This window comes from Flavobacterium luminosum, assembly GCF_023635005.1.
In the GTDB taxonomy this organism is placed as follows: Bacteria; Bacteroidota; Bacteroidia; order Flavobacteriales; family Flavobacteriaceae; genus Flavobacterium; species Flavobacterium luminosum.
Genome location: NZ_JAMLJM010000002.1, coordinates 294,023 through 308,987 on the forward strand (window position 1 = coordinate 294,023; position 14,965 = coordinate 308,987).

Sequence of the window (14,965 nt, forward strand, 5' to 3'; positions counted from 1 at the left end):
CCCCTTTTAAAAATCAAACAAAAACCAAAAACAAAATTATGAATATTAAACTTAGACTAACCTTAATGAGTTTCCTTCAGTTTTTCGTGTGGGGAGCTTGGTTAATTACTATTGCGAATTTCTGGTTTGGAACAAAACAATGGGAAGGTACTCAATTTGGACTCGTATTTGGGACAATGGGTATCGCTTCACTTTTTATGCCTACCATTACCGGTATTATTGCGGATCGTTGGGTTAATGCGGAAAAACTTTATGGAATATTGCATATCTTGTATGCTGCAGTATTGTTTTATCTTCCACAAGTAGCAACGCCAACCACATTTATATATGTCATGTTGCTAGCTATGTGTTTTTATATGCCAACCATTGCGTTGTCTAATTCAATTTCATACACGGCTTTAAAAAATAGTCCAGATACTGATGTGGTAAAAGATTTCCCGCCTATTAGAGTTTGGGGTACAGTTGGTTTTATTGCAGCGATGTGGTTGACCAACCTTACAGGGAATAAAGCGACAGCATATCAATTTTACATAGCGGGAATTGCAGCTCTTTTATTAGGGTTGTATGCTTTTTCTTTGCCAAAATGTAAACCACAACATTTGAAAGAGGATAGCGATTCATTAATTAAATCATTAGGATTAGAGTCTTTCAAATTATTCGCGAACTATAAAATGGCGTTGTTTTTTATTTTTTCTATGTTCCTAGGAGGTGCATTGCAGTTGACTAACGCTTATGGAGATGTATTCTTGGATGAATTCAAAAAGGTGCCAGAATATTCGGATTCGATTGTAGTGAAGTATTCTACCATCATTATGTCGATTTCTCAAGTATCTGAAACGCTTTTCATTTTAGCAATTCCTTTTTTCCTAAAACGTTTTGGGATTAAACAAGTAATGTTGATTTCGATGTTGGCTTGGGTATTGCGCTTCGGATTGTTTGCTTACGGTGATCCGGCGGGAGGATTATGGATGATTATTTTATCGTGTATTGTTTACGGTATGGCGTTCGATTTCTTTAATATTTCTGGATCTTTGTTTGTAGAAACGACTACCAATCCTAAGATTCGTTCCTCTGCCCAAGGATTGTTTATGATGATGACCAACGGATTTGGAGCAGTATTGGGAAGTTTTACCTCAGGTTGGGCTATAGAAAAATATTTTACGCTTAATGGTGAAAGACAATGGCATGATATCTGGTTGGCTTTCGCGGCTTATGCCTTAATTATTGCAATTGCGTTTGCGATTTTGTTTAAACACAAACATAATCCTAACGATGTGAAAAACATTGCTCATTAATATAGAAAGCCCGATCATTGCATCGGGTTTTTTGTTGGCAAAAATTCAATACAATACCCCATTAGCCCCGATGGGAGCTAGCTACCTTGTAGCGCGGACAGCGGGAACAAGGTTGGCAAAAATAACCGAACCATTCGCTCCTTAAAGAAAAAGCTAACAACTGATTACTAAAAGCATATTGCTAAAATTTTGGTAGTTAAATAATTATTCTTAATTTTGCACACCTTTTGGCGAGTAGGGTTTCCTTAAGGTAATCAAATACTTATATGTAAAACGCTTCTGTTTTTTCTATTGCATCATGAAACCCAAGAAAATCAGAATACAAATTATTTATCAGACATGTCTGAATTAAACAAAACACAAGAACAATTTTTAGCTGACTTTAACTGGCATAACTATGCTGAAGGTATTGATGCAGTTGATGCTAAAAATTTACAGGAATTTGAAGATTTAGTAGCAAAAACTTTCATCTCTACAGATGCAGAAGAGGTTGTTGAAGGAGTTGTAGTGAGAATTACTGAAAGAGATGCTATTGTTGATATCAATGCAAAATCTGAAGGTGTTATTTCATTAAACGAGTTCCGTTACAATCCAAACTTAAAAGTAGGGGACAAAGTTGAAGTATTAATCGACATCCGTGAGGACAGAACTGGACAATTAGTTTTATCTCACAAAAAAGCGAGAACTATCAAAGCTTGGGATAGAGTTATTGCTGCTAATGAAACTGGAGAAATCGTTAATGGTTTCGTAAAATGTCGTACTAAAGGAGGTATGATCGTTGATGTATTTGGTATTGAAGCTTTCTTACCAGGTTCTCAAATCGACGTTAAACCAATCCGTGACTACGATCAGTATGTAAACAAGATGATGGAATTCAAAGTGGTTAAAATCAACCATGAATTCAAAAACGTTGTTGTTTCTCACAAAGCGCTTATCGAAGCAGATATCGAAGTACAGAAAAAAGAAATCATTGGTCAATTAGAAAAAGGACAAGTTTTAGAAGGTGTGGTTAAAAACATCACTTCTTACGGTGTATTTATTGACTTAGGAGGTGTTGACGGATTAATCCACATCACTGACTTATCTTGGTCAAGAATCAATCACCCAAGTGAAGTTCTTGAATTAGACCAAAAATTAAACGTGGTAATCCTTGATTTCGATGATGAGAAAACAAGAATCCAATTAGGTTTAAAACAATTACACCCTCACCCATGGGATGCTTTAGATCCAAACTTAAAAGTGGGTGACAAAGTGAAAGGTAAAGTAGTAGTTTTAGCTGATTACGGTGCTTTCATTGAAGTTGCAGAAGGAGTAGAAGGTTTAATCCACGTTTCTGAAATGTCATGGTCTACACACTTACGTTCAGCACAAGATTTCGTGAAAATCGGTGATGAGGTAGAAGCGGTTATCTTGACTTTAGACAGAGAAGAAAGAAAAATGTCTTTAGGTATCAAGCAAATGACGCAAGATCCTTGGACAGATATTACGGCTAAATATCCAGTAGGTTCTAAACATACAGGAACCGTAAGAAACTTTACTAACTTTGGTATTTTCGTTGAATTAGAAGAAGGTATTGATGGTTTAGTATACATTTCTGACTTATCTTGGACTAAAAAAATCAAACATCCATCTGAATTCATCAATGTAGGTGAAAAATTAGATGTAGTAGTATTAGAGTTAGACGTTGAGGCTCGTAAATTGTCTTTAGGTCACAAACAAACTACTGCTAATCCTTGGGACAAACATGAAGGTGCTTTCGCGGTTGGAACTATTCACAACGGAACAATTTCTGAAATCGTTGACAAAGGAGCTACTGTTGATTTCGGTGATGATGTAGTTGCTTTCATTCCAACTCGTCACTTAGAAAAAGAAGATGGTAAAAAATTGAAAAAAGGAGATACTGCTGACTTCAAAGTAATTGAATTCAACAAAGAATTCAAAAGAGTTGTAGCTTCTCACACTGCAATTTTCCGTGAGGAAGAAGAAAAAGTAGTTAAAGAAGCTGCTAGCTCTTCGACTTCTACACAAGCTGAGAAATCAACTTTAGGAGATATCGATGCTTTAGCAGAATTAAAAGCTAAAATGGAAAAAGGAGAAAAATAATTTTCTTTTTTGAATAATTAAAAGAGGCTGTCTCAAAAGGACAGCCTCTTTCTATATAGTTTAAAATATATCGATTTTAATTATATTTGTTTATCATACAAATTTAGAAAATGACAAAACTTGAAAAGAAAATAACAGTCATCAGCAACTGGTTTTTATCGAGACCTAAAACAACGGGAGTGATGGTGTTTTCTGTTTTTTTTGTCATTTTAAATTTAAGTATTTTTTTTAAATATCAGATTTCGAAAGAAAATGAAGAGCATGAAATGGTAAATCTGCTCCACGTGGTTAAAAAAAATATAGAACAGGCTTTCAAAAATAATTATGCAGCCTTAATCACTTTGGCTTTATCGATAGATGATTCAGGAGAACCCAAAAATTTTGAGAAGATCTCCGAAGAATTACTGAATAAATACGAAAATATAGACTTACTTCAATTGGTTCCTGATGGTGTGATTAAATATACTTATCCGTTAAAAGGAAATGAAGCGGTTATCAATTTTAATATTTTAAATGATTCTCTAAACAGAGAAGCTGCTCTAAAAGCTATTAAATCTAAAACAGTTTTCTTTTCAGGTCCCTTGAAACTCAGACAAGGAGGATTGGGGATTGTGGGAAGATTGCCTATTTTTAAAAAAGGAAAGTTTTGGGGTTTTTCTGCCGTGGTATTAAAATATGACAACTTTATTAAATCAACTGGAATAGCAAATTTCAAAAGTGATAAATACTATCTGCAATTGTCCAAAGTAAATCCTTTGACACGCAAAACTGAATTTTTTCTAGAAAACAAATCCGATTTTTCGAATAAGAAATTCAAAGAGGTTTATTTGCCAGAAGGGAATTGGAAGTTATATGTAATTTCAAAAAATAACTCTGATTTACATGAAATTATACCTTTAATTATTTTGGCTTTCTTGTTTAGTTTGCTTTCGGGTTTATTAACGAATACATTGTTGAAAAGACCTGCAGAATTGCAACGTTTACTATTAGCTCAAAAAACAAAAATTGAGGAAAGTGAATTATTATTCAAATCTATTTTTGAACATGCAGGTTTAGGAATTGTACATACTAATTCTAGCAATGGTAAATTTTTATATGGTAATGATAAGTTTTGTGAATTGATTGGATATAATCATGACGAAATAAAGGATTTAGATTTTATGCGCCTTACTCATCCAGAAGATTTACCGAATGATTTGTATTATTTGGAAGAACTTCGAAAAGGAAACATAGCGCAATATTCCTTAGAAAAAAGATTTTATCATAAAAGTGGGAAACAAGTTTGGGTAAGAATAACTATTTCTCGTTTGTCAGTCATAGATCAAAATCTAGTGAGTCATATTGCAATTATCGAAGATATTTCTTGTAGGAAAGAGGCCGAATTTGAGAGTTTAAAATCCAAGAAAAAAATCAATGACATTATTGATAGTATTGATGGTGTGGTTTGGGAAGGTAATTTAGAAAAACCAGGTGTGAGCTTTGTTAGTAAAAAATCAGAAATTATTCTGGGTTATACTCCCGAAGAATGGTTGAATAATCCTTTGCTGTGGAGAAAAATACTTCACCCCGAAGATAAAGAGTGGGTGATTGCCTTCACTGATCAGAACGCTAAGAGCTTAAAGCCAATTGATTTTGAATATCGATTGATCCATAAAAACGGCAATGTTGTTTGGGTTCGAGATATTGTTAGTGTTTATCATGAAGAAGAGAATATAAAAAAGTTCAGAGGAATTTTAATCGATATTACTAAGTCAAAACAATTCGAATTAGACTTGAACAATTCGCTTCAATTGGTGACTGAACAAAACAAAAGATTGCTCAACTTTTCACATATTGTATCGCATAATCTCCGTTCTCATACTAGTAATATAGAATCATTGATCGATTTAATAGAAATTACGGAAGAAGAACAGGAACGAAAAGAATTGATGGAATTATTGAAATCCGTTTCAAAGACCTTGAATCAAACCATGGATAACCTTAATCAGGTGGTTTCAATCCAAACGGATATGAATACTGTTTTAGAAAAGTTAAATCTGAATCAATATATCAAAAAAACCATAGAAGTTCTTCGTCATAAGATTATTAAAAATGACGTTTCGATAATAAATAACGTTTCAAATGAGACATTTGTTAAGTTTAATCCGGCTTATTTAGAAAGTATTTTATTGAATTTTTTCTCTAATGCTATTCGATATAGACATCCTGATAGAAAACCACAAATAATTTTAGATTCTTACATAGAAAATAACTATATTGTGTTGGAAATTAAAGACAATGGAATAGGGATAGATCTCAATAAAAATGGAGACAAACTATTCGGATTGTATAAAACATTTACTTCTTATAAAGATTCCAAAGGTGTAGGATTGTTTATAACTAAAAATCAGATAGATGCCATGAAAGGTAGAGTGGAGGTAGAAAGTGTTTTAGATGTTGGCTCTAACTTTAAAATTTATTTTAACAATGCAACAGAAGAAAATTTACATCATAGATGATGATCCTATATACAAGTTAGTGACTAAAAAACTAATTGAAAAATCAAGTCTTTTCAGTGAAACTAAAGAATTTTCGAATGGTTCAGAAGCATTGAATTATTTTGAAAATACTACAGATTTGCCGGATATTCTTTTGTTAGATTTAGAGATGCCCGAGATGGATGGTTGGGAATTTTTAGAAGAGTTTTGTTCTCTAGAAAATAAAATTCACAAATATAGTTCCATCTATATTGCGAGTTCTTCAATTGCTGTAGAGGATAAGGAAAAATCTAAAAAATACAAATGCGTAAAGGAATTTTTGAGTAAGCCCATAAATATGGATAAATTAAAGCATATTGCTCATAAAGATTAGTCTATATTTGTGCTAAATTTTAGTTATGGGTGCCGAATTTATTTTCGATAAAGAATTCCGTGAGATTACATTTTCTACATACGAAATAACCAACAACGAATACGAAAACTGTACATTTAGTCATTGTGATTTTACTTCAAGTAATTTTACGGGTGCTATTTTTGTCGATTGTACGTTTAATCACTGTAATTTTAAAGATGCCAAAATTGGTCACGTAGCTTTCCGTGGCGTTCTTTTTGTGGATTGTGATTTTACGAGTGTTAATTTTGCTATGACGGATCAAAAGATTTATGAATTTCATTTTACTAATTGTTTGTTGGATTATGCGATGTTCTATAAATTAAAGCTCAAAGGCATTCAATTTACGAATTGCAGTATGGTTTCGGTAGATTTCATGGAAACCGATTTAACCGAAGCCTTATTTGATAATTGCAACCTTCGTTTGGCTGTTTTTTCGGATACCAATCTTACCAAAGCAGATTTTTACAGTAGTCATAACTTCTCCATTAATCCTGAAAAGAATAAAATTAAAAAAGCTATTTTTTCTAATGACAATGTGAGAGGATTATTGGATGCTTTTCAAATTATAATTAAATAATTCTTCCATCTTCCATAGTAATTGTTCGATGGGTTCTGGCGGCAAAATCGTTGTCATGAGTGACCACAAGTAGAGTTTGTTTTTTTTCTAATGCTAATTCGTTGAAGATATCAAAAACCAAATCACTGTTTTTTTTATCTAAATTTCCCGTTGGTTCGTCACCCATGATAATCAACGGATTATTGATTAACGCACGAGCTATTGCTACTCTTTGTTTCTGGCCACCACTTAATTGATTGGGCATTTTTAAAACTTGATCCGTCATGTCCAAGGTGCGTAAATGCTCCATTGCGTTATGTTCGACTTCCTCCTTCGATAGTTTACCTAATTTTAATCCGGGCAACATGACATTTCGTAAGACATCATATTCAGGAAGCAAGTAATGAAATTGAAAGACAAAACCTATTTTCTCGTTTCTAATTTGTGCCAATTCTTGGTCGGATTTTCCAGTGATTAGTTGATCATCCATAAATAATTGACCTTCATAATCGGTATCCATTGTTGATAGTAAATACAGTAAAGTCGATTTTCCGCACCCCGATTTTCCTACAATCGATACAAATTCTCCATGATTTACTTTCATGCTGACCGATTTAAGAACCTGAATTTTCACAGGGTCATAAAAATATTTTGTCAAATCTTTGGTCTCCAGAACAATATTACTCATCTTTATTTTCCTCTGATAATTTCTACGGGATCAACTTTACTCGCTTTCAGAGCAGGAAACAATCCGGCAATAGTACTTGTTAACAAAGCAAAAGTAATTCCTATAATATAAAAAAATGGGTTGTAATTTATAGGGTAAGTGGTGACGGTTGGAAGTGATGCAGTTTCAAAAGGAATTGAATCAATAATGGTAGATAATACTAATCCTAGCAACAACCCCAAGATACCGCCTACGATTCCGATAATCAGCGATAAAGAGATAAATATCCATTTTACATCTTGCCCCGAAAAACCTGTGGCTTTGAGAATAGCAATACTATCCATTTTTTCAAAAATCATCATATTCATGATATTGTAAATTCCAAAGCCAGCGACAATTAATAATACGATACCAACCGCATAGGAAATGATACTTCTTACAGAACTTCCGGTTTCAAATTGTGAATTAGCCGTTTCGTAATCAATTGTGTCTACATTAAAACGGTGTTGAAATTCTTTGGCAACCACAGAAGCAGTACTAATATCATATAATTTGACTTGAATGTCAGTGATATAATTGGTTGGTTTTCCCAATATTTTTTGAGCGGTGTCTAAAGAAGTATAAGTTAATGTATTGTCTATTTCGGCTATACCAATTTGAAAAATCCCTACAATTTTAAGGGAAGCTAAATCTCCCTTGGCTGTAGTCACTTTAATGATATCACCAGTGGTTAACAACATTTTCTCAGATAATCCTTTTCCAATCATGATGCTGTTGTTTTGCAAAAGATTATTAACAGATCCTTCGATCATATAATCAGTTAATTGGAATAATTTATCTTCAGCTAAAACATCTACCCCATTGATAATTCCTGAAATTTCAATTGTTCCGGAGTTAAAAAAAACGGGTGTAGTAATTTTTGCAGAAACATCGATGACGCGTTCATCTTGTTTTAAATTTTGGATAATAGCCCGACTGTTGTATATGGCGAGACCTTCGTCTTTAGGTTTTATAGAACGAATAAAATGAGTATTCTTTTGAAATTGTTCCGATAGCACAACGGGTTGTTGTTCCGTAGGTTTAATTTCGTTATATAAACGAACATGGGCAGTTCGATTAAGCATTAAATTATCCAACAAATCATTTAATCCGTTCATGAATCCCAATAGTGTTACAAACATAGAAATCCCAAATGTGACTCCTGCCGCTGCAACAATAGATTGTTTTAATCGCGCTCGAAGCAAATGAATTGCAATATTTAAAATAAGCTTAAAATTCATTATTCTAGTAAATAAATCGTTTCCCCAATCTGTAATCCTTGAGTAATTTCTGCATTCTGATAGTCGGAAAGACCAATAGTGACCTTTCTTTTTTCTTTCCCATCGACTAAAACATATTCGTTATCAATCAAATATTTTTTTGGAATGGTAATCACGTTACTTTTGGTTTGAATGATGATATTTGCTTCTGCCGTTAGATTAGGAAATAACTTTTTGGGTGGTTTAATAAAGTGTGCTTCAATTTTAAAAGTTCTTGAACGTTCATCCATGATAGGGTAAATTTTATCAACGGTAGCTTCAAATAACTGGCCTTTATAGCTATCCATAGTGACTAAAATTCTTTGCCCTAATGCAATGCGTACCATATCGTTTTCGTCTACATCTAATTCTAAAATGTAAGCATTCTTTTTACCGATGATAGCCAAAGGAGTCTGCGGACTTATTAATGTTCCTTCTTTGACTAAAACGTCGTACAATTCGCCTGAAAAGACACTTTTGACAGTAAAATCACTTTGAGATTTCTGACTGATTTTTAGATTGATCTGGTTTCGAGATTGCTCGTTTTGAAGTTGTGTTTTGAGTTGTGCTAATTGTTTTTGTACCGAAAAATAAGCCGATTTAGAGTTTTTAAAGGCTAATTCGGTCTTTTGAAATTCTACTTCCGAAATTCCATCATATAGGCGAGCATTTTTACTACGGTTGTATATCGATTCGTCTAAAGCTAGTTTGTCTTTGGCTGTTTGAACTTTGAGTTCCATTTCAGCAATTTTATCTTGGATATATTGACTGTTTCCTTGGCTTATTTCGTAGGCCAAACGGGCATTGTCGGTATTGAGTTGCGCTTTTTCACTTTCAATTTGAAATAACGATTGTCCTTTGCTGATATTTTGTCCAGCGGTGACCATTATTTTTTGTAAAACGCCATTAACAGTAGGGTAGACAGTATATTGATTCTCAGCTTTTACAATTCCTGAAGCGTAAACACTTTCGGTAACTTCTCCGGCTTGAACCTGGAAACTATTTTTGCTTTCTTTTTTACAAGAAAATAAGCAAAACAAAATGTTCATTGACAATACGATTGATTGTTTTTTCATTTCTAAACAGAGAATAATGTATTTAGGGCATTAAAAGTAAGTATAAATATTTTTTTTTAATGTTTTTTGTCCGTATTTCTTTTCATTAGTGTTGTGATCTCGCGAACGAATTCTTTATTTTTGATTTGTTGTACAAATCTTTAAATACAACTACTTTTACTAAAAAGAAAACACATTGGACTATTTACTTTATTTCGTTTTGTTAGCCTTAATTGCTGAAATTATTGGCACTGTAGGCGGTTTTGGATCTTCATTGTTATTTGTGCCAATTGCAAGCTATTTTATGGATTTTCAGTCGGTATTGGGGATTACTGCATTATTTCATTTATCAAGTAATATTACCAAAATTTATCTTTTCAGGGAAGGTTTTGATAAAAAACTGGTAATGAATATGGGGATTTCGGCTGTTTTTTTTGTGATTATTGGTGCCGTACTCAGTAAGTATTTTTCACCTAAAATTTTAGAATTGGCATTGGCTTTTTTTCTGATTCTGTTGAGCTTGGTTTTTCTTTTATTCAAGAATTTGACTGTTAAACCTACATTTCAAAACTCAGTATTAGGAGGTGCTATTTCAGGTTTTATTGCTGGTTTAGTGGGAACAGGCGGAGCAATACGAGGAGTGGTTTTGGCATCCTATAATTTGAAAACTAGTGTTTTTATTGCTACTTCTGCCATTATAGATTTAGGTATCGATTTGAGTAGAAGTGTAGTTTATACGATGAATGGATTCGTACATTATGATGATTTGTACTTGATTCCTATTCTGTTAATGGTGAGTATTGTAGGGAGTTTTATAGGTAAAAAAATCTTAAATAGTCTTACAGAAGCTCAATTTAAAAATATTGTTCTTTCTCTAATATTGTTAACAGGAACGATTACCGTTTTTAAAAGTTTAGGAGCAATTTAAAAAAACGAATTTTTAGAACAAACTGAAATAAAAATGAGCCCAAGAATATTGGGCTCATTTATTTTTATTCTAACTTAGATTTTATTGCAAACCCGCTAAACTTTGTTCTAAAGTTGCAATTTTGGCTAAAGCATCGGCTTCTTTTTTGCGCTCGTTGGCAATTACTTGTTCTGGCGCTCCACTAACAAACTTTTCGTTAGCTAATTTTCCTTGTACCGAACGTAAGAATCCTTTGGTGTAATTTAATTCTTCCGTCAATTTTGCAATTTCAGCTTCAACATCTACATTTCCACCTACAGGAATGAAATATTCATTAGATTTTACACGATAAGATAAAGCACCATTTACTTTTTCATCCACGTAAACTAGATCCACAATATTACCTAATTTCATGATTACTGAATCAAAATGGGTAGATGCTTTTTCATTGTTCACCACTTTTAATTCAATGGTTTCTTTAAATGGAATGTTTTTATCTTTTCTAATGGTTCTAATACCTGAAATAACTTCTGTTGCAAAATCGAAATCTGCAATTAATTGTTCATTAAAAGCTTTCATTTCTGGCCAAGAAGCGATGATTAACGCCTCTTCTGGTGTTCTTTCTGCAATGTGTTGCCAAATTTCTTCTGTTAAGAATGGCATAAATGGATGCAATAACTTCAAGTTAGCTTCTAACATTTCAATGGCTTTATCGAAAGTTGTTTTATCAATTGGTTGTTGGTAACCTGGCTTGATCATTTCTAAGAACCACGAACAAAAATCGTCCCAAACCAATTTATAAATAGCCATTAACGCATCAGAAATACGGTATTTATCGAAATTATCTTCAATTTCAACCAATGTTTTTTGCAATTTTGCCTCATACCATTCGATAGCTACTTTTGAAGACTCTGGTTGAGCGATATCCGCTACTTCCCAACCTTTAATTAAACGGAAGGCATTCCAAATTTTATTGGCAAATCCTTTCCCTTGGTTACATAATTCTTCATCAAATAAAATATCATTTCCAGCAGAAGAACTCAATAACAATCCTACACGAACACCATCGGCACCAAATTTTTCAATTAATCCCAATGGTTCTGGTGAATTTCCTAAGGATTTTGACATTTTACGTCCTTGTTTGTCACGTACTAATCCGGTTAAATATACATTTGAAAATGGTTTTTTTCCGGTATATTCATATCCAGCAATGATCATACGTGCTACCCAGAAGAATAAAATATCTGGTCCTGTTACTAAATCATTTGTAGGATAATAGTATTTGAACTCTTCATTTTCTGGGTCTAACATTCCTCCAAAAACAGAGATAGGCCATAACCAAGAAGAGAACCAAGTATCCAATGCATCAGGATCTTGACGTAAATCCTTCGTTGTTAAATTAGCATTGGATGTTTTTTCTTTTGCTAAAACTAACGCGTCCTCAATCGTTTCAGCAACTACAAAATCTTCTTTTCCATCGCCATAATAGTAGGCTGGAATTTGTTGTCCCCACCATAATTGACGTGAAATATTCCAATCACGAATGTTATTTAACCAATGCGCATAGGTATTATTGAAACGAGAAGGATGTAATTTAATTTCATCTGATTCTAAAACCGCTTTGATAGCTGGTTTAACCAATTCGTCCATTTTTAAGAACCATTGATCTGACAATCTTGGCTCAATCACGGCTTTAGTTCGTTCCGAAGTTCCTACGTTATTTACGTGGTTTTCTACTTTGGCTAAAGCACCAATAGACTCTAATTCTTTTTCAATGGCTTTACGAACTTCAAAACGATCTTGGCCTTCATAATGCAATCCAAATGAGTTTAAAGTAGCATCTTCATTGAAAATATCGATGATTTCTAAGCCGTGTTTATCACCTAATGTTTTATCATTTACATCATGTGCAGGTGTCACTTTTAAACAACCTGTACCGAATTCCATATCTACATATTCATCGAAAATGATTGGAATTACACGATTACAAATAGGAACAATGGCTTTTTTTCCTTTTAAATGGAAATATCTTTCGTCTTCAGGGTGAATACAAATTGCGGTATCTCCTAAAATAGTTTCAGGACGCGTGGTTGCAATAGTTACAAACTCTTCGCTACCTTCAATTTGGTATTTTAAGTGATATAATTTACCTTGTCTTTCTTCGTAAATAACCTCTTCATCAGACAAAGTGGTTTTTGCTTCAGGATCCCAGTTTACCATTCGGTAACCACGATAAATCAAGCCTTTGTTGTATAAATCTACGAAAGATTTAATTACAGAAGCCGACATGTCATCATCCATGGTAAATTTAGTTCTGTCCCAATCACAAGAACAACCTAATTGTTTTAATTGTTCTAAGATGGTTCCTCCGTATTTTTCGGTCCAATCGAAAGCGTGTTTTAAAAACTCTTCACGTGTTAAATCGGATTTATTGATTCCTTCCGATTTTAATTTGGCAACTACTTTAGCTTCAGTAGCAATAGAGGCGTGATCTGTTCCCGGTACCCAACAAGCGTTGAATCCTTTTAAACGCGCACGACGAATTAATACGTCTTGAATGGTATTGTTTAACATGTGTCCCATGTGTAACACTCCAGTTACATTGGGTGGTGGAATAACAATAGTGTAAGGTGTTCTATGGTCTGGAGTAGAATGGAAATAGTTGTGTTCCATCCAATAGTCGTACCATTTTTTTTCAACTTGTTTGGCTTCGAATTGTGCTGGTATCATGTTTTTTTTAGTTTAAAGTTTAAGAATTAAAAGATCAACGTTTATCGTTAGTTTCTTTTAAAAATTACAAAAATTTTATGGATTACTCCCTAGCCCTGATGGGAGCGTAATACCGTGTATAGTGAACAGCGGGAATATGGATTACTGATACAAACTATTGACTCGCTCATTGAAGGCAAGTATTGTAGAATATTTTGTATTAAGAATGAATTGGTACACTTTTTGTATTTTGTATGCAAAAGTAAGTAAACTAAGCAAATATAAAAAGTCAGTTAAAATATTTGTTTGTTTAGGAAAACAAAGTTAATTTTACGAATACTAAAACAAGAAAATGATGAAAAAATTATTTACTCTAATAGCAATAGCCGTTTTCGGTATTTCTGCTCAAGCCCAAACTGGAGCTAAAATTGAATTTAAAGCAAAAGACAACACTATTGATTATGGTACTGTTACTAAAGAAAAAGACAATGGTGTTAGAGTTTTTGAGTTTACCAATACAGGAGACGCTCCATTGATTATTACGAATGTACAGTCGACTTGTGGTTGTACAGTACCGAGTAAACCAAAAGAACCAATTATGCCAGGTAAAACCGGTAAAATTGAAGTAAAGTATAATATGAATCCGGGTCCAATCAGAAAAACGATTACTGTAGAATCGAATGCGGTGAATTATGAAGGTGGTAAAGTGCCTTTGAAAATTAAAGGTACTGTAGTGGCTCCTTCGGATGTAAATGTTTTGGAAAAGAAAAAAACGTTAATGACTCAATAAGTATTAATTATTGAATACTAAAGAACCTCACATCATCGTGAGGTTTTTTTATTTGTAAGAATTACAATCCCTTTAAATAAAAGTGTAGAACATCGATTTTTTGTGTATTTAATTGATTATTAGGTTTTTGTGTTTTGTTTTTGTTTTGATATGACTTAAATTTGAGAGAAACGAAATTACTAATTATAAACAATACATTTATGGAAACACTAGTTAGAGGAAATAGCCTTTTTCCTTCGGTTAACACTTTTTTTGATGATGTTTTTTCAAAAAACATGTTTGATTGGAATGAAAAGAATTTTTCAAGTTTGGGAAGCACTTTGCCATCGGTAAATATGAAAGAGACCGATTCTAAAATGGAAATAGAGTTGGCGGCTCCGGGAATGAAAAAAGAAGATTTTAAAATAGAAGTCGATAATGACATTTTATCCATTTCTTGTGAGAAAGAAGAACATAAAACGGAAGAGAATAAAGAAGAACGATATACTCGAAAAGAGTTTAGTTATCAGTCATTTTGTCGCTCGTTTACGTTACCGGATAACTTAAAAAAAGACGAGATAGAGGCAACTTATAAAGATGGATTGCTTCACGTAACGATTATGAAAAATAAAGAGGCAAAAAGTAAGTCAACGAAACTTATCCCGGTTAAATAATTTTTGTTTGTTCTAATAAGACAGGACATTTGTTCCTGTCTTTTGTTTTTTAATTGGTTGG

12 protein-coding genes are annotated in these 14,965 nt (G+C 33.2%); 8 read left to right on the top strand and 4 right to left on the bottom strand.

Annotated elements, in window-relative coordinates:
* Window positions 1-38: 38 nt before the first annotated feature.
* The 5 genes from NAT50_RS04585 to NAT50_RS04605 all read left to right on the top strand — a co-directional run bounded on the left by NAT50_RS04585 (window position 39) and on the right by NAT50_RS04605 (window position 6,846).
* Window positions 39-1,295: a nucleoside permease gene (locus NAT50_RS04585; RefSeq protein WP_250591899.1), complete on the top strand. Its 1,257-nt coding sequence runs from the start codon at window positions 39-41 to the stop codon at window positions 1,293-1,295.
* 339 nt (window positions 1,296-1,634) lie between these two features.
* Window positions 1,635-3,398 carry a 30S ribosomal protein S1 gene (gene rpsA / locus NAT50_RS04590; RefSeq protein WP_250591900.1) on the top strand — a complete coding sequence of 588 codons (1,764 nt, stop codon included), beginning with the start codon at window positions 1,635-1,637 and terminating at the stop codon, window positions 3,396-3,398.
* Window positions 3,399-3,508: 110 nt separating this feature from the next.
* The gene (locus tag NAT50_RS04595) at window positions 3,509-5,896 is read left to right on the top strand and encodes a sensor histidine kinase (RefSeq protein ID WP_250591901.1); all 2,388 of its coding nucleotides are present in this window, start codon (window positions 3,509-3,511) and stop codon (window positions 5,894-5,896) included.
* Window positions 5,865-6,248 (top strand): response regulator, encoded by a 384-nt coding sequence (locus NAT50_RS04600; protein ID WP_250591903.1) that lies wholly within the window; start codon window positions 5,865-5,867, stop codon window positions 6,246-6,248. Before NAT50_RS04595 ends, NAT50_RS04600 begins: the two co-directional genes overlap by 32 nt.
* Before the next feature lie 25 nt (window positions 6,249-6,273).
* Window positions 6,274-6,846, top strand: a complete 573-nt coding sequence (locus NAT50_RS04605) for a pentapeptide repeat-containing protein (RefSeq protein WP_250591905.1) — start codon at window positions 6,274-6,276, stop codon at window positions 6,844-6,846.
* Here NAT50_RS04605 and NAT50_RS04610 read toward each other — a convergent pair.
* From NAT50_RS04610 to NAT50_RS04620, 3 genes are read right to left on the bottom strand one after another with little or no spacing between them, the layout of a single operon-like run.
* Window positions 6,839-7,513, bottom strand: a complete 675-nt coding sequence (locus tag NAT50_RS04610; RefSeq protein ID WP_250591907.1) for an ABC transporter ATP-binding protein — start codon at window positions 7,511-7,513, stop codon at window positions 6,839-6,841. The genes NAT50_RS04605 and NAT50_RS04610 overlap by 8 nt on opposite strands.
* Window positions 7,514-7,515: 2 nt before the next feature.
* Complete coding sequence (locus tag NAT50_RS04615; protein WP_250591909.1) at window positions 7,516-8,772, bottom strand: ABC transporter permease; 1,257 nt, start codon at window positions 8,770-8,772, stop codon at window positions 7,516-7,518.
* Window positions 8,772-9,839: an efflux RND transporter periplasmic adaptor subunit gene (locus tag NAT50_RS04620; RefSeq protein WP_250591911.1), complete on the bottom strand. Its 1,068-nt coding sequence runs from the start codon at window positions 9,837-9,839 to the stop codon at window positions 8,772-8,774. Before NAT50_RS04620 ends, NAT50_RS04615 begins: the two co-directional genes overlap by 1 nt.
* Before the next feature lie 202 nt (window positions 9,840-10,041).
* Here NAT50_RS04620 and NAT50_RS04625 point away from each other — a divergent pair, with 202 nt between their 5' ends.
* Window positions 10,042-10,773, top strand: coding sequence for a sulfite exporter TauE/SafE family protein (locus NAT50_RS04625; protein ID WP_250591913.1), 732 nt, complete (start codon window positions 10,042-10,044; stop codon window positions 10,771-10,773).
* Window positions 10,774-10,854: 81 nt separating this feature from the next.
* Here NAT50_RS04625 and NAT50_RS04630 read toward each other — a convergent pair whose 3' ends face one another.
* Window positions 10,855-13,482 (bottom strand): valine--tRNA ligase, encoded by a 2,628-nt coding sequence (locus NAT50_RS04630; RefSeq protein ID WP_250591914.1) that lies wholly within the window; start codon window positions 13,480-13,482, stop codon window positions 10,855-10,857.
* A gap of 334 nt (window positions 13,483-13,816) precedes the next feature.
* On the opposite strand from NAT50_RS04630, the gene NAT50_RS04635 reads away from it, so the two are divergent.
* A complete protein-coding gene (locus tag NAT50_RS04635) occupies window positions 13,817-14,251 on the top strand; it encodes a DUF1573 domain-containing protein (RefSeq protein WP_250592032.1) in 435 nt (144 codons plus the stop codon).
* A 200-nt stretch (window positions 14,252-14,451) separates the two neighbouring features.
* Window positions 14,452-14,904, top strand: coding sequence for an Hsp20/alpha crystallin family protein (locus NAT50_RS04640; protein WP_250591915.1), 453 nt, complete (start codon window positions 14,452-14,454; stop codon window positions 14,902-14,904).
* Window positions 14,905-14,965: the final 61 nt, after the last annotated feature.